The organism is Dankookia sp. P2 (assembly GCF_050632255.1).
GTDB lineage: Bacteria > Pseudomonadota > Alphaproteobacteria > Acetobacterales > Acetobacteraceae > Paracraurococcus.
The window spans coordinates 4495158-4512313 of the sequence record NZ_CP192581.1; the positions used below are offsets into that span (position 1 = coordinate 4495158).

The window sequence follows — 17156 nt, forward strand, 5'->3', positions numbered from 1 at the left end:
CGCGAAGGTGGAACCTTCCTGCGCTGAGTACAGGCCAGCGTCCGCCTACCCCAGGCTGCGCCGCGCCTCGGTCGCCAACTGGTCGGCCCGCTCGTTCATGGGGTTGCCGGAATGGCCGCGCACCCAGCGCCATTCCACCTGATGCGGCTTGGCGGCGGCCAGCAGCCGCTGCCAGAGCTCCATGTTGGCCACCGGGTCCTTCGCCGCGTTGCGCCAGTTGTTGCGGACCCAGCCGTTGATCCAGCGGCTGATGCCGTTCCGGACATATTCGCTGTCGGTGTTCAGCACGACCTTGCAGGGGCGCTTCAGCGCCTCGAGCGCGCTGATCGCCGCCATCAGCTCCATCCGGTTGTTGGTGGTCGCCGGGTCGGCGCCGGACAGCTCGCGCTCTGCCTCGCCGAATTTCAGGATCGCCGCCCAGCCGCCCGGGCCGGGATTGGGCTTGCAGCCGCCGTCGGTCCAGATCTCGACGGGCTGGGCATCCTCAGACGCCAAGGGAAGCGGGCCCTTCCGCCCCGGCGAAGAAGCGCAGCTTGCGCAGGTATTCCAGCGGATCCTTGCGGGTGACCATGGCCCCGGGCGGGGTCGTCATCCAGTCGTACAGCCGGGTCAGCAGGAAGCGCAGCGCCGCGCCGCGGCACAGCACCGGCAGGGCCGCGCGTTCCGCCGCCGCCATCGGCCGCAGGCGCTGATAGGCGGCCAGCAGCGCATGCGCCTTGGTCACGTTGTAGGACCCGTCCGGCTCGAAGCACCAGGCGTTCAGGCAGACCGCGAGGTCGTAGGCCAGCAGGTCGGTGCAGGCGAAGTAGAAGTCGATCAGGCCGGAGACCCGCGGCCCGCCCTCGGCCTCCAGGAAGAAGACGTTGTCCGGGAACAGGTCGGCATGGATCTGCCCGACCGGCAGGGCACCCGCGGCCGGCCAGGTCGCCAGAATGCCGGACAGCGCCGAGTCCAACTCGGCGACCAGCCCGGGTTGCACCGCATCGCCGCCCGCCCGGCAGCGGTCCAGCAGCGGCGCCCAGGCCTGCGGCCCGAGGCCGTTGGGCCGGACCTCCTCGAAATCGGACCCGGCCAGGTGCAGCCGGGCCAGCGCCGCGCCGAGCGGCGCGCAATGCTCCGGCCGGACGCGGCGCGGCCAGACGCCGGCCAGGAAGGTGCAGATCGCGGCCGGCCGCCCCGCCAGTTGCCGCAGCGCCACGCCGTCGGTCGCCTTCACCGGCAACGGGCAATCGATGCCGCGGGCCGCCAGGTGCTCCATCAGCGCCAGGAACCAGGGCAACTCGCGCGGGTCCACCCGCTTCTCGTACAGCGTGAGGATGAAGTCGCCCGACGCGGTCTTCAGCGCGTAGTTCGAATTCTCGACACCCTCGGCGATGCCGCGGAAGGCCCGCAGCGCGCCGAGCGGGTAGTCGGCCAGGAAGGCGCGCAGCGCCTCGTCGGTGACTTCGGTATAGACGGCCATGCTGGGCTTCTAACGCGAGCGTGCCGCCACGCCCATGCCCCATGGCGGCCTGCGTTCATGGCCGAACGCTTCACCGCTGTCGGTCATTGCCGTCCGAGCAGGATTGGGCATCCGGGCGTTCACGCCGGTCCGCGATCTGCCGCGAGCGCCGGCTCAGGCCTGCTGCAGCCCGGCCGGCAGCTTGAAGGTGATCCGCTCCTCGGCCACCACCACCTCCTCGATGGCGATGTCGAAATGCTCGGCCAGCCGGGCGAGCACCTCCTCGACCAGCACCTCAGGCGCGCTGGCGCCGGCGGTGATGCCGACGCTGCCGAGCCCGGCGGTCAGGCCGAGGTCGAGGTCGCGGCCACGCTGCACCATCACCGCCTTCGGGCAGCCGGCGCGCTCCGCCACCTCGACCAGGCGGAGGGAGTTGGAGGAATTCGGCGCCCCCACCACCACCATCAGCGCCACCCGCTGGGCGATCGCCTTCACCGCGGCCTGCCGGTTGGTGGTGGCGTAGCAGATGTCCTCCTTCGCCGGGGCATGCATTTCCGGGAAGCGCTCCCGCAGCGCGGCCACGATGCCGGCGGTGTCGTCCACCGACAGGGTGGTCTGGGTGATGAAGGCCAGCGGCCGGTCCGCCGGCACCGCCACCAGCCGGGCCTGCGCCTCATCCTCCACCAGCGTCACCGTGCCCTCCGGCAACTGGCCCATGGTGCCGACCACCTCCGGGTGCCCGGCATGGCCGATCAGCAGGATGTGCCGGCCGCGGGTGAAATGCTGCTCGGCCTCCCGGTGCACCTTGCTGACCAGGGGACAGGTGGCGTCCAGGTAGAAGAGGTTGCGGCGGGTCGCCTCGGTCGGGACCGATTTTGGCACCCCATGCGCCGAGAAGACCACCGGCGCGTCGTCCGGCACCTCGTCCAGCTCCTCGACGAAGATGGCGCCCTGGCGTTCGAGGCTTTCGACCACGAACCGGTTGTGGACTATCTCGTGCCGGACATACACAGGCGCGCCGTAGCGGCGGATCGCCTCCTCGACGATCTTGATGGCGCGATCCACGCCGGCGCAGAAGCCGCGGGGTCCGGCCAGCAGGACATTGAGGCGGGGCTTCCCGCCACCGGCTGGGCTGGTGATCTGGTTCATCGGTCGGATCTCGCTCGCAAGCCGCGGGTTGCCGTGCCGGCCGGCCGGCGGGCAGGGTGCGCAAGGCCGCACACTAGCCGCCGCGGCTTCGGGCTCAAGGGGGAAGATGGGGATGCGTTGGAGGTTTGTCCTGGTCGCGCTGCCGCTTTTGGCGCTCGCGGCGTGCAGCAACACGACCAATACGCGGCTTCCGGTGGCCTGCCCCCGGCCCGGGATCCTGGCCGAAGGCGCCGATCTCACCCGCTACCGGCCGGGCGCGGTGCGCGACCTGACGACGCTGGAATGGGATGCGCGGATCGCCGGGATCAGCGGCGGCTGCAACCCGGGCCGCAGGAACGCCAGCATCGAGGTGACGCTCACGGCGAATTTCGGCCTCGAGCGCGGCGCCGGGACCGAGGGGAGGGTCATCGACCTGCCCTGGTTCGTCGCCGTGGTGGACAACCGGGACGAGCGCATCCTGTCCCGGCGCGCCTTCACCGAACGGGTCACCTTCGCCCGGAACGAGACCCGCACCACGGTCGAGAGCGGGCCGATCAGCCTGTCCCTGCCGGTCGGCGAGGAGCGCCGGGCCAATGACTACCGGATCTACGTCTCCTTCGACCTGAGCCCGGAGGATTTCGCCTTCAACCTGCGCCGCGGGCCGCGCTGAGGCCCGATCCCACACCGTCTTTTGCGGCGCGGCAGTTGCGCGGCTCGGCCGCTCCGCGGTAGACGGAAGCACCCGCTGATCCCGCGCGGGAGAGAGGAGGGTCCGCGCCGCGGACCACCCCCGCCGAAGGCGCAACCGGCCCCCGGAAACGCTCAGGCACATGAACCGCGCGGAGAAGGGGCCTCTGGAAAGCCTGCCGCCCGCATGGGTGGCGGCACCGACGGAGTAAGGCCCTGAAGCCAGGGGGCTGAATCTCTCAGGTCACCGGACAGAGGGGGGCCACGGACTATCAACTCACGCCACGGTTCCGTGGCCGGGGGACCCGTGGCCGAAACCGAATCGCTTCTCGAGACCCCGCTCGGCGGGCTGCACCGCGCGCTCGGCGGGCGGATGGTGGGCTTCGCCGGCTATGCCATGCCGGTGCAGTACCCGGCCGGCATCATGGCCGAGCACCTGCACTGCCGCGCCGCCGCCGCGCTCTTCGACGTCTCCCACATGGGCCAGGCCGAACTGATCGGCGAGGGCGCGGCCGCGGCGCTGGAACGCGTCACCCCCGCCGACGTGCAGGGGCTGAAGCCCGGCCGGCAGCGCTACGGCCTGCTGATGACGCCCGAGGGCGGCATCCATGATGACTTCATGGTGGCCAACCTCGGCGACCGGCTCTTCCTCGTCGCCAATGCCAGCCGCAAGCACCTCGACTTCCCGCTGATCGAATCCGTGCTTCCCGCCGGCGTGACGCTGCGGCCGCTGCCCGACCGCGCGCTGCTGGCGCTGCAGGGGCCGGGGGTCGCGGCGCTGGCCGAGTCGCTGGCCCCGTCCCTCGCCGCGCTCTCCTTCATGGGGGTCGCCAGGGCCGAGATCGGCGGCATCCCGGTGCTGGCCTCTCGCTCCGGCTATACCGGGGAGGACGGCTACGAGATCAGCGTCGCCGCCGAGCGGGCCGAGGCGCTGGCGAGGCTGCTGCTGGCGCAGCCCGGCGTGCAGCCGGCCGGCCTCGGCGCCCGTGATTCTGCTGCGGCTCGAGGCCGGGCTCTGCCTCTACGGCAACGACATCGACGAGACGACGAGCCCGGTCGAGGCCGCCCTCGTCTGGTCGATCGGCAAGCGCCGCCGCATGGCCTGGGATTTCTCAGGTGCCGAGCGGGTGCGCGAGGAATTGGCCAACGGGCCGAAGCGCCTCCGCGTCGGGTTGAAGCCGGAGGGCCGCCAACCCGCCCGCGGCCACACCTCGATCCAGGCCGCCGACGGCAGCCCGGTCGGGGAGGTCACCTCGGGCGGCTTCGGCCCCTCGCTCGATGGCCCGATGGCCATGGGCTATGTCGACCGCCACCATGCCGAGGACGGCACGGCGCTGGAATTGCTGGTGCGCGGCAAGGCGCTGCCGGCCCGCGTCGCCCCCACCCCTTCGTTCCCCATCGCTACAAGCGCTGATCCCAGGAGCCCGACCCATGCCCGAGATGCGGTTCACCAAGGACCATGAATGGGTGCGCCAGGACGGCGACACCGTGGTCATCGGCATCACCGATCACGCCCAGAACGCGCTGGGGGACGTGGTCTTCGTCGACCTGCCGGAGGTCGGCCGCGAGGTCGCCGAGGGCGAGGCCTGCGCCGTGGTCGAGAGCGTCAAGGCGGCCTCCGACGTCTATGCCCCGGTCGCCGGCAAGGTGGTCGAGGTGAATGCCGGCCTCGGCGAGAATCCGGCGCTGATCAACAGCGCGCCGACCGGGGAGGGCTGGTTCTTCCGGATCGAGCCGAAGGACCCAGCCGCCTTCGCCGCCCTGCTGGACGAGACGGCCTATGCCGCGCTGGTGGAGAGCGAGGCGTGAGCGTGCTGAACGAACTGGCGGCGCTGGAGGACCAGGGCGAGTTCGCCCGCCGGCATATCGGCCCAGGCCCGGACGACATCACCGCGATGCTGAAGGTGGTGGGGGCCAAGAGCCTCGAGGAGATGGCCGCCCGCACGGTGCCCGCCGCCATCGCCGGCGCCGACCTTTCCGCCCTGCCGCCGCCGGCGACCGAGGCCGAGGCGATCGCCGAGCTGCGCGCGCTGTCCGAGCGGAACGTCCGGGTGAAGTCGCTGCTCGGCCTCGGCTACCACGGCACCCATGTGCCCCCCGTCATCCTCCGCAACGTCCTGGAAAATCCGGGCTGGTACACCGCCTATACCCCCTACCAGGCGGAGATCGCCCAGGGCCGGCTGGAGGCGCTGGTCGATTTCCAGACCATGGTCGCCGAGCTCTGCGGCCTGCCGGTCGCCAATGCCTCCCTGCTGGATGAGGCGACGGCGGCGGCCGAGGCGGTGACGCTGGCGCATGCCGCGCACAAGGGGAAGGGCGACGCGCTGCTGGTCGCCGCCGACCTGCATCCGCAGACCCTCGCCGTGGTGCGGGTGCGGGCCGAGCCGGTCGGGATCAAGGTGGTGGTGGTCCCGCCGGCCGGGATCGCCGCGGCGGCCGCGGCGGAGAAGCCCTTCGCGGCGCTGCTGCAATATCCCGGCACCACCGGCGAAGTGCGCGACCTGGCGCCCGAGATCGCCGCGGTGCAGGCCGCCGGCGGCCTCGCCATCGTCGCCGCCGACCCGCTCTCGCTCTGCCTGCTGACGCCGCCGGGCGAGATGGGCGCCGATGTCTGCGTCGGCTCCACCCAGCGCTTCGGCGTTCCGCTCGGCTATGGCGGGCCGCACGCGGCCTATATGGCGGTGAAGGACGCGCTCAAGCGGCTGCTGCCGGGGCGGCTGGTCGGGGTTTCCATCGACGCGGCGGGCAGCCCGGCGATGCGCCTCGCCTTGCAGACGCGCGAGCAGCATATCCGGCGGGAGAAGGCGACTTCCAACATCTGCACCGCGCAGGTGCTGCTGGCCGTCATGGCCGGCATGTATGCGGTCTGGCACGGGCCGGAGGGGCTGAAGCGGATCGCCGGGCGCGTCGCGCTGCAGGCGCGGCTGCTGGCGGGCGCGGCGAAGCGCGGCGGCTTCGCGCTGCGGCACGGCGCCTTCTTCGACACCATCGCGATCGAGGCCGGCGACCGCGCCGATGCGCTGGTGCAGGGCGCCCTGGCGCGCGGCTTCAACCTGCGGCGGGACGGCAACCTCGTCTGCATCGCCCTGGACGAGACGGTGACGCGCGCCGACCTCGCCGCGCTGGCCGAATTGCTGGGCGGTGGCGATCTCGCGGGCCTCGCGCCCGAGGGTGGCCTGCCGGCGGCGCTGGCGCGGCGCAGCGGCTTCTGCACGGCGGAGGTGTTCAACAGCCACCACTCCGAGCATGCGATGCTCCGCTACCTCAAGCGGCTCGAGGACAAGGACGTCGCGCTGAACCGCAGCATGATCCCGCTCGGGTCCTGCACGATGAAGCTGAACGCGACGGCGGAGATGATCCCGGTGACCTTCCCGGGCTTCGCCGAGATCCACCCCTTCGCGCCGCCGGCGCAGGCCGAGGGGTATCTCGAGATGATCAAGCGTCTCGAGGGCTGGCTCTGCGCCGTCACCGGCTTCGCCGCGGCGTCGCTGCAGCCGAATGCCGGCAGCCAGGGCGAGTATGCCGGGCTGCTGGCGATCCGCGCCTACCACCAAGCCCGCGGCGATGCGGGGCGCGACATCTGCCTCATCCCGTCTTCCGCCCATGGCACCAACCCGGCCAGCGCGGTGATGGCGGGGATGAAGGTGGTGGTGGTCGGCTGCGACCGCGACGGCAATGTCGACCTCGCCGACCTGAAGGCGAAGGCCGGGCAGCACGCCGAGCGGTTGGCGGCGCTGATGATCACCTACCCAAGCACGCATGGCGTCTTCGAGGAGGAGATCCGCGCGATCTGCGACCTGGTGCATGCGCATGGCGGCCAGGTCTACATGGACGGCGCCAACATGAATGCGCAGGTCGGGCTGACCAGCCCGGCTGCCATCGGGGCCGATGTCTGCCACCTGAACCTGCACAAGACCTTCTGCATCCCGCATGGCGGCGGCGGCCCCGGTGTCGGGCCGATCGGCGTCGCGGCGCATCTGGCGCCGCATCTGCCGAACCACCCGCTGCACCCGGGCGCCGGGCCGGCGACGGGCTACGGGCCGGTCAGCGCGGCGCCCTTCGGCAGCGCCGCCATCCTGCCGATCTCCTACGCCTATATCCGCATGATGGGGGCCGAGGGCCTGACCCGGGCGACACAGGTCGCCATCCTCAACGCCAACTACATAGCGAAGCGGCTGGAGGCGCATTACCCCGTGCTGTACCGCGGCGTCCGCGGCATGGTGGCGCATGAATGCATCCTCGACTGCCGCGGCTTCCAGCAGGGCGGCGGCGTGCTGGTCGAGGACATCGCAAAGCGGCTGCAGGATTACGGCTACCACGCGCCGACCATGTCCTGGCCGGTCGCCGGCACGCTGATGGTGGAGCCCACCGAGAGCGAGCCGAAGGAGGAGCTGGACCGCTTCTGCGACGCCATGATCGCCATCCGCGCCGAGATCCGCGCGGTGGAGCAGGGCCGCGCCGACAAGGCGGACAACCCGCTGAAGCACGCGCCGCATACCGCGGCCGAGGTCATGGCGACCGAGTGGCGTCACGCCTACACCCGGGAGGAGGCGGCCTTCCCGCTGCCCTTCGTCCGCGCGCACAAGTACTGGCCGCCGGTGAAGCGGGTGGACAACGTCCATGGCGACCGCAACCTGGTCTGCACCTGCGCGCCGCTCGAGGAATACGCCCAGGCGATGCAGCTGCAGGCGGCGGAGTGACCGGAGCGAGATCGCCCGAGGCCGCTCCGGCCGAAGGGCGTGAATCCCGCGACCAGAGCACCTGGCCGCAAGGCCCGGTCCCGGAGGCGGAGAGGCCCTGGCGGGTCCTCTCGCGCCGCGAGGTGGTGCGCAACCGCCACCTCAACCTGGATGCCGAGGCGGTGCGCACCAGCGCCGGCGACGTGCTCGATCCCTATTGGGTGATGGACTACCCGGACTGGGTGCTGGTGGTGGCGTTGACGCCGGATGACCGGCTGGTGCTGGTCCGGCAGTGGCGCCAGGGTGCCAAGACCTGGGTGCTTGAGCCGCCCGGCGGCGTGATGGATGCCGAGGATGCCGACCCCTGCGCCACCGGGGCGCGCGAGCTGCGGGAGGAGACCGGCTATGCCGCGGCGCGGGTTCGCCTGGTCGGCTCCCTCTGGTCCGACCCGGCGCACAACACCAACCGCATGCATGTCGTGCTGGCCGAGGATGCTGTGCCGGTCGGGGCGCATGACCGCGAGGCCGGCGAGGAGCTCGAGACGCTGACCATGCCGGTCGCCGAGGCGCTCGCCGGGGTGACACGCGGGCTCTTCGTGCACGCGATGCATCTCGGCGGCCTGCTGCTCGCCTTGCAGGCCGCCGGGCGTATCCGCTTCTGAGGCGCTACTCCGCCGCGGCGGCCGCCTGCACCTGTGGCCCCGCCAGGCGGAAGCCCTCATAGCCACGGGCGGCGATCTCGTCGCATCGCTCGCGATACGCGCCGACGCCGCCGATATAGGGCATGAAGACCCGCGGCTTGCCCGGGATGTTGGCGCCCATGTACCAGGAGGCGGCGGAGGGATAGAGCGTCTTCTCCGCCACCTCCATGCCGTGCCGCACCCATTCCTCCTGCGCCGCCTCGGTCGCCTCCACGCAGGTCAGCCCGCGGGCCTGCATCTGGCCGAGCAGGCCGGCGATCCAGTCCACGTGCTGCTCGATCGAGACGATCATGTTGGACAGCACCGAGGGGCTGCCCGGCCCGGTGATCATGAAGAGGTTGGGGAAGCCGGCGACCATCAGGCCGAGCTGGCTGCGCGGCCCGTGCTCCCACTCGGCCGAGAGGCGCCGGCCGCCGCGCCCCTCGAAGTCGATCTTCAGCAGCGCGCCGGTCATCGCGTCGAAGCCGGTGGCGAAGACGATGACGTCGAAGTCGAAATCGCGCGCTCTGGTGCGGAGGCCCGATGCGGTGACGGTCTCGATCGGCGTCTCGCGCAGGTTGACCAGCGCGACGTTCGGCCGGTTGTAGGTCGCGTAGTAGTCGGTATCGACGCAGATGCGCTTGGTGCCGATCGGGTGATCCTTCGGCGCCAGCGCCTCGGCGGTCGCCGGATCCTTGACGATCTGCCGGATCTTGCTGCGGACGAACTCGGCCGCGGTGTCGTTCGAGGCCTTGTTCAGGATCAGGTCGTGATAGGCGCCCATGAAGGCGGTGCCGCCATTGGCCCAGCGGCGCTCGTACTCGGCGGTGCGCTCCGCCTCGGGCACCTCGATCGCGGCTTGCGGGTTGATGTCGTAGAGGATGCCGGTGCGCATCATCCGCGCCTGCCGCCGCTTCGCCGCGTAGTCGGACTTCCAGGACTGCTCGTAGGCCGCGTCCATCGGCGCGTTGCGCGAGGGGATGGAGAAGTTCGGCGTGCGCTGGAAGACGGTGACCTGGGCGGCTTCCGCCGCGATCACCGGGATCGCCTGGATGGCCGAGGACCCAGTGCCGATGACCGCCACGCGCTTGCCGGTGAAATCCACCGTCTCGTGCGGCCACCAGCCGGTGTGGTAGGTCTCGCCCTTGAAATCGGCGATGCCCTTGATGTCCGGCAGCCGGGCGGCCGAGAGGCATCCCGTCGCCATCACGCAATGCCGGGCGGAGACGACCTCGCCCTGTTCGGTGGTAACGGTCCAGCGCTCGGCCGCCTCGTCGAAGCGCGCGCTGGCGACCTTGGTCTCGAAATGGATGTCGCGGCGCAGGTCGTAGCGGTCGGCGATGTGGTTGGCGTAGCGCAGCAGCTCGGGCTGGGCAGCGAAGCGCTCGCTCCATTTCCATTCCTGCTGCAGCGCCTCGTCGAAGGAGAAGCTGTACTGCATGCTCTCGACGTCGCAGCGGGCGCCGGGGTAGCGGTTCCAGTACCAGGTGCCGCCGACGCCGTCCGCCTGTTCCAGGATGCGGGCGGAGAGGCCGAGGAGCGCAGCCGGTGCAGCATGTACATGCCGCCGAAGCCGGCGCCGACAATCACCGCGTCCAGGGTCTTCGGCAGGGTCTTGGTCTCGGACATTCCGGGTCTCCGGGCCGCTTCGGGCCATTGATTGCTAGCTATCTATATCGGCGCATGGTCGGGGCCGGCCTGTCAACCGCCGTTACGGCAGGCTGCGCAGCTCCTCCAGGATCGGCCGCAAGTGCTGGGCGAAGAGCGGCGGGTTCTCGGCGAAGGGGAAATGGCCGATCCCCGGCATCATGGCGAAGCGGGCGCCCGGGATCCGGGCGGCGGTCGCGGCGGAATGCTCGGCGGTGCAGGAATAGTCGTATTCGCCGGTCAGCATGAAAAGCGGGCAGCGCGCCGTGTCGATCCGGTGGATGCGGTCGCGCGCGTCCCACTCGCCCGAATAGAAGTCGATGTCGCGGGCGAAGGTGGCATGGCCGCCCTGGCTGTAGCCCCACCAGACATCGGTGGCGCAGGCGGCCGGCGACTGCGGCGCCATCAGCCCCTCGATCCATTCGGGCACGAAGACCGCCTGGTTGACCTGGCTGTGGTCGGCCCAGGGGTCTTGCGCCCCTCGATATGGTCGCTCGCCTCGCAGGCGACGATGCCGCGGAAGGCGTCCGGATGCCGCAGGGCGAGTTCCAGGCAGATCTCGCCGGACATCGAGGCGCCGAGCACCACCGGGCGGCGCAGCCCGGCGGCGCGGATGAGGCCCATGATGAGCTGGACGTAGCGATTCGTGGTCAGTGCCCAATCGCCGGGCAGGGCGCCGGACGGGGAGGGGACTTGCCGTGCCAGGGCAGGTCGAAGGCGGTCAGCCGCCAGTGGCGGGTGATGCTGCGGTCGGCCATCAGCCTATGGAGATTGCCGGCCATCGGCGCCGGCGGTGTGCAGGCAGAGCAGGTCGAGGCCTTCGCCCGCCTGCTCGGCATGCAAGCGGTGAGCGGTGCCGTCGGCCTCCACGCGATGGTAGCGGCCGATGATCTCGGCCGGCGCCGGCTCGGCCATTACCGGGCGCAGCGACACCGGCACCGGCGTGGCATGCCCGGCGGCCAGCCAGCGGCCGATCTCCAACACCCGCCGCGCCAGGTGGCAGTGCTGGACGAAGGCGAGCTCCTCGCCCCGCAGCGTGAAGCCGGGGACGCGCATGCGCATGGCAAAGAGGCTGTGGTGGTGCCGCGGCGGCACCGGCTGCAAGGCCTTGGCCCAGGCCTCGGCGGGGGCCGCGAGGGTGAAGGCGGCGGCGCCGGGCGGGGCGTTGAAGGCGAAGCCGGCAGTGGCGCCGCCGCTCTCGAAGGCGAAGCGCACCGCGGCATGCCGGGCCCAGCGTCGCAGCAGTGCGTCGCCCGCCGCGGACGCCTGCCAGGCGGCGAGGAATCCCGGCGCATCCGGCACCGGCCAGCCCTGGTCCTGCATCGCATTTCCTTCCCTTTGCCGCAGATGTGCCGCGGGCGCCGTGCGGCGGCAACAGGCCGGGCGCCGCGCGGCAGCGACGGGTTGACCGCCGGGGCGCCGCGTCTAGGCTGCCCCGTCACGCAAGAACGCCGTGCCGAAGCGCGGGAGTGGGAGGGGCGATTGCAGCAGCCAGGCAGCATCGGGCAGGCGACCAGCCGGCCAGGACCGGAACCGCTGCGCGATCCGGCGTCGCTGCGGCGGCTGCTGTCGCCGGGCAGCGTCGCCGTGATCGGCGTCTCGGCCGAGCCGACGCGGTTCGGCGGCCGGACCGTGACGAACCTGGTGAACTTCGCCGGCCCGGTCTGGGGCGTGAACCCGAAATATGCCGGGCAGATGCTGCATGGCCGGCCCTGCCATGCCGGCCTGGATGAGATACCTGACTCACCCGACTGCGTGCTGATCGCCCTGCCGCGCGAGCAGATGATGCCGGCGGTCGAGGCCTGCATCGCGAAGAAGGTGGGCGGCATCATCGCCTTCGCCTCCGGCTATGGCGAGACCGGCTTGGCCGACCGCATCGCCGAGGAAGCCCGGCTGCGTGACCGCTGCCGCGAGGCCGGGCTGCCGCTGGTCGGCGTCAACTGCCTCGGCATCGTCGACCATGTGCTGAAGGCCGGCGTGACCTTCATGCCGGAATACGTCCGCATGACCGCGCCGGCAGGCGGCGTGGCGATCACGTCGCAGTCCGGCGCGCTCGGCTATGCGCTGATGCAGGCGGCGGAGCGCGGCTATTCCGTCTGCCACATGACGACAGCGGGCAATGCCACCGACCTCGATGTCTCGCGACCTCGCGGCCTACCAGCTCTCCATGCCGGAATGCCGCGCGGTGGCGCTGGCGGTGGAGGGCCTGCGCGACGGCCGGCGGCTGCTGCTGCTGGGCGAGGCGGCGCGGAAGGCCGGCAAGCCGATCGTCGCGCTGAAGCTCGGCCGCGGCGATGCCGGGGCGGCGGCGGCGGCCTCGCATACCGGTTCGCTCGCCGGCTCGGCGCTCGCCTGGTCGGCCGCCTTCAAGCGCGCGGGGATGGTCGAGGTCGAGGATTTCGACGCGCTGCTGGAGACGGCGGCGCTGTTCGCCAAGGCGGGGAAGCCGAAGGCCCGGGGCGTCGCCATCGTCACCGCCTCGGGCGGTGCCGGCATCATGGCCGCCGACCATGCCGAGGCGCTCGGGCTCGACATGCCGCAGCCCTCGGCCGAGGCGCGCGCGGTGCTGGAGGCGGCGATCCCGGATTTCGGCGCCGCGCGCAACCCCTGCGACCTGACGGCGCAGGCGGCCGGCAACCCGGCGAGCTTCGGCAAATGCGTGCTGGCGATGATGGCGGACCCGCAATACGGGGTGATCGTCTATCCGCAGGTCTATTCGCACCAGCAGACGACGCCCGGCCGCATCCAGGAGATCGCTGAGCTGACGGAGCAGGGCGGCAAACCGATCATCGTCGCCTGGATCCCGGAGCAGCTCGAGGCGCCGGGCACGATCGCCGCGGATGCCTCCCCGGTGGTGCCGCTGTTCCGCTCGATGCGGCGGCTGATGAATGCGATCCGGCTCTGGCAGCAGTACTACGCCGGGCGCGAGGATGCCGCCGTGGCAAGGCCGGCCGGGCTGGAGGCGGCGCTGGCGGCGCTGCCGCCCGGCGCCGGCGTGCTGACCGAGGCCGAGGCCAAGGCGATCTTCGCCAAGGTCGGCGTGCCGGTGGTGGAGGAGCGGCGGGCGGCTACCGCCGAGGCGGCGGCGGAGGCGGCCGCGGCGACCGGCTTCCCGGTGGTCCTCAAGCTCGACAGCCCCGACATCGCGCACAAGACCGAGGTCGGCGGGGTGAAGCTGAACCTCGGCGACGCGGCGGCGGTGCGTTCGGCCTTCGCCGAGATCACCGCTTCCGCCAAGTACCACGCGCCCAAGGCGCGGATCGACGGCGTGCTGGTGCAGCGCATGTCGCGGAAGGGCGTCGAGCTGATCCTCGGCGGCCGGCAGGACGGGCAGTTCGGGCCGATGGTGCTGGTCGGCACCGGCGGCGTGCAGGCGGAGCTGTGGAAGGATGTGGTGCTCGACATCGCCCCGGTCAGCCCGGCGCGGGCCGAGGCGATGCTGCGCGGCCTGAAGGGCTTTCCCTTGCTGGACGGCTTCCGCGGCGCGCCGAAGGCGGACCTGGCCGCGGTGGCCCAGGCTGTCTCCGCCTTCTCGGTCCTACTTGCCGCCGCTGATGGCCGCATCGAGGAAGCCGAGGCCAACCCGCTGATCGCCGGCGAGTGGGGCTGCCTCGCGGTTGACGGATTGATCAAGTGCTCGGGCTAAACTCAGAAAAGTAGAAGGGGGTACGGGGGGATACTTCCCCCGTTCTTCCTTGCGGAGGTGCCGATGACGGAATGCCAGGCCGCGGTCCTCCGCGAGGTCGGCCGCCCCATGGCGGTCGAGCGCATCCGCCTCGGCCCGCTGGCGCCCGGCGACGTGCTGGTGAAGGTCGCCGCCGCCTCGCTCTGCCACACCGATCTCGAGGTGATCGAGGGCCAGCTCGGCTTGCGGCTTCCCGCCGTGCTGGGTCACGAGACCGCCGGGCATGTCGCCGCGCTGGGCGAGGGTGTGACGTCGCTGTCGGTTGGCGATCCCGTGGTGCTGTCCTGGAACCCGCATTGCGGCCATTGCTTCCATTGCAGCCGCGGCCAGCCGATCCTTTGCGAGCCTTTCCTGGCGAACGGGCCGAAGGCGCTGCATTTCGACGGCAGGCCGCGCCTGGCCTGCGACGATGGCGGCACGCTGCACCAGCTGATGTATCTCGGTGGCTTCAGCGAGTACGTCGTCGTGCCGGCGCAGCAGGCGGTGCGCGTGCCGGCGGCGATCCCGCCCGACCGGGCCTGCCTGCTCGGCTGCGCTGTCATGACCGGCTTCGGCGGCGCGACGCATGTCGCGCGCATCGAATGGGGCATGACGGTCATGGTGATCGGCACCGGCGCGGTGGGCCTCGCCGCCGTGCAGGGCGCGCGGCTGGCCGGGGCGGGGCGCATCATCGCGGTCGATCCCAACCCGGCGCGGCGGGCGATGGCGGAACGCGCAGGCGCCGCGGTGCTGTGCGACCCGCGGGCGGAGGATCCCGTGGCGCTGGCGAAGTCGCTGACCGCGGGCCGCGGCGCCGATGTGGTGCTCGAGGCAGCCGGCGTCCCCGCCGGCTTCCGCCTGAGCGTCGAGGCGGTTCGGGCCGGCGGCCAGGTGGTCTGGCTTGGCAAGGTCGGGGTGCAGGAGGAGGTGGCCTTCCGCTGGGGCGCGCTGATGCAGGAGAAGCGCATCACCCGCAGCAGCTATGGCGGCGCCCGCCCGGCCGAGGATTTCCCCGCCATGGCGCAGGCCTGGCTGGATGGCAGGCTCGACCTCGACAGCCTGATCACCGGCCGCATATCGCTGCCGGAAGTCAACGAGGGCTTCGCCGCGCTGAAGCGCGGCGAGGCTATCCGCAGCGTGGTGATGTTCGCATGAAGATCTACGAAGGCGGGCGCGGCCTCTCGGGCGCGCAGGTGACGGTGGATGGTGAACCGCTCGACCCGCGCTTCGAGGTGCGGCGCTTCTCCCCCATGGGCTTCGAATGGACCTATGAGGGCGACGGGCCGCGGCAATTGGCGTTGGCCCTGCTCTGCGACCATCTCGGCGATCCGGCGCGCGCGCTGGCGCTGACCGAGGGCTTCATGCGCGGCGTGGTGGCGGAGCTGGACAATGCCTGGATACTGACGAGCGAGGAGATCGACGCGGCCCTGGCCGGGCAAACCTGACGGGACGAACGGGCCGCGCGAGCCGGCCGTACGGGAAAATAGTCCCCGTCGGACCCCGCCTGCGCAGCCCGCCACCTACCTCCCCAAACTCGGCATTCTTCGCGGCGAGTGATATATCTCCCGCGGCGCCAAACTGTCTTAAGGTCAGTCGTCTGTCAATGCGGGGCGCGTGGCCGAACCGAGTCCTTCCGCGAAAGCAGCATCATGCCTGATACCAGTCCTGTTCGCCGCCGCCCGGTGCCGGAGCCCGACGCGACCCTGACCGAGCAGGCCTACCGCGCCATCGAGGAAGCCATCGTCACGCTGGATGTGGCCCCGGGCGAGGTGGTGAGCGAGGCGCAGCTCGCCAGCAGGCTCGGCTTCGGCCGCACGCCGGTGCGGGAGGCGCTGCAGCGCCTGGCGCGGGAGCGGCTGGTGCGGATCCTGCCGCGGCGCGGCATCGTCGTCGCCGCCGTCGATGTGGGTGAGCAGCTGCGCCTGCTGGAGGTGCGGCGGGAGATCGAGCGGCTGATCGCGCGTGCCGCGGCCAGTCGGGCCGATGCGGCGCAGCGGGCGCGGTTCCGCGAGATCGCCGCGGGGATGGAGGCGGCCGCGGCGACGGAGGACGAGACCGGCTTCCTGCGGCTCGACCGCGCACTGAACCTGCTGGTGCTTGAGGCGGCGCGGAACGAGTTCGCCACTGCCGCCATGGCGCTGATGCATGGGCTGTCGCGGCGCTTCTGGTTCCTGCATTGGCGCGAGGCAACCGGGCTTGAGGCATCGGCCGCCGTGCATGCGGCGCTGGCGCGGGCGATCGCGGCGGGCGATGCCGAGCAGGCCGCCGCGGCATCCGACGCGCTGGTCGACTTCATCGAGGCCTTCACCCGGCGGACCCTGGCGCGCGCGCCCGAGCCCTCGCCTTGACCCCCGCGACACGGGCCTGATATATCAGGCTTGGCCTTGCGCCGGGGAGACGCGGGATGGATGGCATCGCGACACAGGCGACGGCGGCGCTGAAGCGGGAACGCCTCTCCCGCCGGCAACAGGCCTTCCGGGCGGATTTCCGCGCGCGGATCGGCCGGCTCTATCACGGCTGGGCGCATGTCGCGCTGATCTACGCGATCGGCGGCGCCGCCATCTGGTACAGCGCGCGGCAGCTCGGCAGCCCGGCCTGGTACGAATGGCTCGTGGTGCCCGCGGCCTTCCTCGGCGCCAATGCGTTCGAGTGGTGGATCCACAAGTATGTCATGCACCGGCCGCTCAAGGGGCTGATGGGCATCTACAAGCGGCACACCCTGGCGCACCACCAGTTCTTCACCGAGAACGAGTACACCATCGACAATGCGCGGGACTTCCGCATCGTCTTCTTCCCGCCCTATGCGCTGATCACCTTCCTGGCGATGTCACTGGTGCCGGCCTGGGTGCTGCGCGCGGCGGGCTTGCCGGATGCCGGCTGGCTGCTGCTGATGACCAACACGGCGCTCTACCTGAACTACGAATTCTTCCACTTCTGCTGCCACGTGAAGGACGACCGGATCGTCCGGCACCTTCCCTTCATCAACACCATCCGCCGCCACCATGCCGCGCACCACAACACGGCCATCATGATGGAGCGGAACTTCAACCTGACCTATCCGATCGCCGATTGGTTCTTCGGCACCAGCGACCTGAAGCGTGGGCTGCTCGGCCATCTGCTGAACGGCTATGACGTGCGCTTCGTGCGCGGCGACCTCAAGCGGGTGCGCCATACCTTGGACGACCCGCAGGCCGGCATGCCGCGGCCCCAGGCCGTGGCGGCGGAGTAGC

Annotated in this window: 16 protein-coding genes, 2 pseudogenes and 2 riboswitches; of the genes and pseudogenes, 11 read left to right on the forward strand and 7 right to left on the reverse strand. The window is 71.4% G+C overall.

Annotated features, from left to right (window positions below):
• Positions 1 to 45 precede the first annotated feature (45 nt).
• The 3 genes from rnhA to ispH all read right to left on the reverse strand — a co-directional run bounded on the left by rnhA (position 46) and on the right by ispH (position 2590).
• Complete coding sequence (gene rnhA / locus ACQ86J_RS26635; RefSeq protein WP_431267901.1) at positions 46 to 495, reverse strand: ribonuclease HI; 450 nt, start codon at positions 493 to 495, stop codon at positions 46 to 48.
• The gene (locus tag ACQ86J_RS26640; protein WP_431267902.1) at positions 485 to 1462 is read right to left on the reverse strand and encodes a homoserine kinase; all 978 of its coding nucleotides are present in this window, start codon (positions 1460 to 1462) and stop codon (positions 485 to 487) included. Before ACQ86J_RS26640 ends, rnhA begins: the two co-directional genes overlap by 11 nt.
• Positions 1463 to 1615: 153 nt before the next feature.
• Positions 1616 to 2590, reverse strand: a complete 975-nt coding sequence (ispH, locus tag ACQ86J_RS26645) for a 4-hydroxy-3-methylbut-2-enyl diphosphate reductase (protein WP_431267903.1) — start codon at positions 2588 to 2590, stop codon at positions 1616 to 1618.
• A 112-nt stretch (positions 2591 to 2702) separates the two neighbouring features.
• Here ispH and ACQ86J_RS26650 point away from each other — a divergent pair, with 112 nt between their 5' ends.
• The 5 genes and pseudogenes from ACQ86J_RS26650 to ACQ86J_RS26670 all read left to right on the forward strand — a co-directional run bounded on the left by ACQ86J_RS26650 (position 2703) and on the right by ACQ86J_RS26670 (position 8597).
• On the forward strand, positions 2703 to 3239 hold the full coding sequence (locus tag ACQ86J_RS26650) for a hypothetical protein (protein ID WP_431267904.1): 537 nt from the start codon (positions 2703 to 2705) through the stop codon (positions 3237 to 3239).
• A 76-nt stretch (positions 3240 to 3315) separates the two neighbouring features.
• Positions 3316 to 3417, forward strand: a riboswitch (glycine riboswitch).
• 3 nt (positions 3418 to 3420) lie between these two features.
• Positions 3421 to 3514: riboswitch (glycine riboswitch) on the forward strand.
• A 115-nt stretch (positions 3515 to 3629) separates the two neighbouring features.
• Positions 3630 to 4670 (forward strand): annotated as a pseudogene (gcvT, locus tag ACQ86J_RS26655) (glycine cleavage system aminomethyltransferase GcvT).
• Positions 4671 to 4687: 17 nt separating this feature from the next.
• Entirely contained in the window at positions 4688 to 5065 is a 378-nt protein-coding gene (gcvH, locus tag ACQ86J_RS26660) for a glycine cleavage system protein GcvH (RefSeq protein WP_431267905.1), read from the forward strand.
• On the forward strand, positions 5062 to 7956 hold the full coding sequence (gene gcvP, locus ACQ86J_RS26665) for an aminomethyl-transferring glycine dehydrogenase (RefSeq protein ID WP_431267906.1): 2895 nt from the start codon (positions 5062 to 5064) through the stop codon (positions 7954 to 7956). Before gcvH ends, gcvP begins: the two co-directional genes overlap by 4 nt.
• Entirely contained in the window at positions 7953 to 8597 is a 645-nt protein-coding gene (locus ACQ86J_RS26670; protein WP_431267907.1) for an NUDIX hydrolase, read from the forward strand. The genes gcvP and ACQ86J_RS26670 overlap by 4 nt, the downstream gene beginning before the upstream one ends.
• Before the next feature lie 4 nt (positions 8598 to 8601).
• On the opposite strand, the gene ACQ86J_RS26675 is transcribed toward ACQ86J_RS26670, so the two are convergent.
• The 4 genes from ACQ86J_RS26675 to ACQ86J_RS26690 form a co-directional block, all read right to left on the reverse strand.
• Complete coding sequence (locus tag ACQ86J_RS26675) at positions 8602 to 10272, reverse strand: flavin-containing monooxygenase (protein WP_431267908.1); 1671 nt, start codon at positions 10270 to 10272, stop codon at positions 8602 to 8604.
• A 54-nt stretch (positions 10273 to 10326) separates the two neighbouring features.
• Positions 10327 to 10692, reverse strand: coding sequence for an alpha/beta fold hydrolase (locus ACQ86J_RS26680; RefSeq protein ID WP_431267909.1), 366 nt, complete (start codon positions 10690 to 10692; stop codon positions 10327 to 10329).
• Positions 10668 to 10886, reverse strand: a complete 219-nt coding sequence (locus ACQ86J_RS26685; protein WP_431267910.1) for an alpha/beta fold hydrolase — start codon at positions 10884 to 10886, stop codon at positions 10668 to 10670. Before ACQ86J_RS26685 ends, ACQ86J_RS26680 begins: the two co-directional genes overlap by 25 nt.
• A 138-nt stretch (positions 10887 to 11024) precedes the next feature.
• Complete coding sequence (locus tag ACQ86J_RS26690; RefSeq protein WP_431267911.1) at positions 11025 to 11585, reverse strand: hypothetical protein; 561 nt, start codon at positions 11583 to 11585, stop codon at positions 11025 to 11027.
• A 24-nt stretch (positions 11586 to 11609) separates the two neighbouring features.
• Between ACQ86J_RS26690 and ACQ86J_RS26695 the strand changes: the two are divergent.
• From ACQ86J_RS26695 to ACQ86J_RS26720, 6 genes and pseudogenes are all read left to right on the forward strand, one after another.
• Positions 11610 to 12158 (forward strand): annotated as a pseudogene (locus tag ACQ86J_RS26695) (CoA-binding protein); the annotation flags it as partial.
• Between the two features lie 238 nt (positions 12159 to 12396).
• Positions 12397 to 13908, forward strand: a complete 1512-nt coding sequence (locus tag ACQ86J_RS26700) for an acetate--CoA ligase family protein (RefSeq protein ID WP_431267912.1) — start codon at positions 12397 to 12399, stop codon at positions 13906 to 13908.
• Between the two features lie 63 nt (positions 13909 to 13971).
• A complete protein-coding gene (locus ACQ86J_RS26705) occupies positions 13972 to 15081 on the forward strand; it encodes a Zn-dependent alcohol dehydrogenase (RefSeq protein ID WP_431267913.1) in 1110 nt (369 codons plus the stop codon).
• Positions 15078 to 15371, forward strand: coding sequence for a DUF6166 domain-containing protein (locus ACQ86J_RS26710; protein ID WP_431267914.1), 294 nt, complete (start codon positions 15078 to 15080; stop codon positions 15369 to 15371). The genes ACQ86J_RS26705 and ACQ86J_RS26710 overlap by 4 nt, the downstream gene beginning before the upstream one ends.
• Positions 15372 to 15575: 204 nt before the next feature.
• Positions 15576 to 16274 (forward strand): GntR family transcriptional regulator, encoded by a 699-nt coding sequence (locus ACQ86J_RS26715; protein ID WP_431267915.1) that lies wholly within the window; start codon positions 15576 to 15578, stop codon positions 16272 to 16274.
• Between the two features lie 56 nt (positions 16275 to 16330).
• On the forward strand, positions 16331 to 17155 hold the full coding sequence (locus tag ACQ86J_RS26720; protein WP_431267916.1) for a sterol desaturase family protein: 825 nt from the start codon (positions 16331 to 16333) through the stop codon (positions 17153 to 17155).
• The last annotated feature ends 1 nt before the right edge of the window (position 17156 follow it).

Excerpts from the sequence above, each read along its gene's own strand:
- ACQ86J_RS26650 (WP_431267904.1), top strand. The coding sequence starts at position 2,703 with ATGCGTTGGAGGTTTGTCCTGGTCGCGCTGCCGCTTTTGGCGCTCGCG.
- ispH (WP_431267903.1), bottom strand. The coding sequence starts at position 2,590 with ATGAACCAGATCACCAGCCCAGCCGGTGGCGGGAAGCCCCGCCTCAAT.
- ACQ86J_RS26690 (WP_431267911.1), bottom strand. The coding sequence starts at position 11,585 with ATGCAGGACCAGGGCTGGCCGGTGCCGGATGCGCCGGGATTCCTCGCC.
- ACQ86J_RS26705 (WP_431267913.1), top strand. The coding sequence starts at position 13,972 with ATGACGGAATGCCAGGCCGCGGTCCTCCGCGAGGTCGGCCGCCCCATG.
- ACQ86J_RS26700 (WP_431267912.1), top strand. The coding sequence starts at position 12,397 with ATGTCTCGCGACCTCGCGGCCTACCAGCTCTCCATGCCGGAATGCCGC.
- ACQ86J_RS26640 (WP_431267902.1), bottom strand. The coding sequence starts at position 1,462 with ATGGCCGTCTATACCGAAGTCACCGACGAGGCGCTGCGCGCCTTCCTG.
- ACQ86J_RS26675 (WP_431267908.1), bottom strand. The coding sequence starts at position 10,272 with ATGGCCCGAAGCGGCCCGGAGACCCGGAATGTCCGAGACCAAGACCCT.
- ACQ86J_RS26710 (WP_431267914.1), top strand. The coding sequence starts at position 15,078 with ATGAAGATCTACGAAGGCGGGCGCGGCCTCTCGGGCGCGCAGGTGACG.
- ACQ86J_RS26685 (WP_431267910.1), bottom strand. The coding sequence starts at position 10,886 with ATGGGCCTCATCCGCGCCGCCGGGCTGCGCCGCCCGGTGGTGCTCGGC.
- gcvH (WP_431267905.1), top strand. The coding sequence starts at position 4,688 with ATGCCCGAGATGCGGTTCACCAAGGACCATGAATGGGTGCGCCAGGAC.
- ACQ86J_RS26715 (WP_431267915.1), top strand. The coding sequence starts at position 15,576 with ATGCCTGATACCAGTCCTGTTCGCCGCCGCCCGGTGCCGGAGCCCGAC.
- ACQ86J_RS26720 (WP_431267916.1), top strand. The coding sequence starts at position 16,331 with ATGGATGGCATCGCGACACAGGCGACGGCGGCGCTGAAGCGGGAACGC.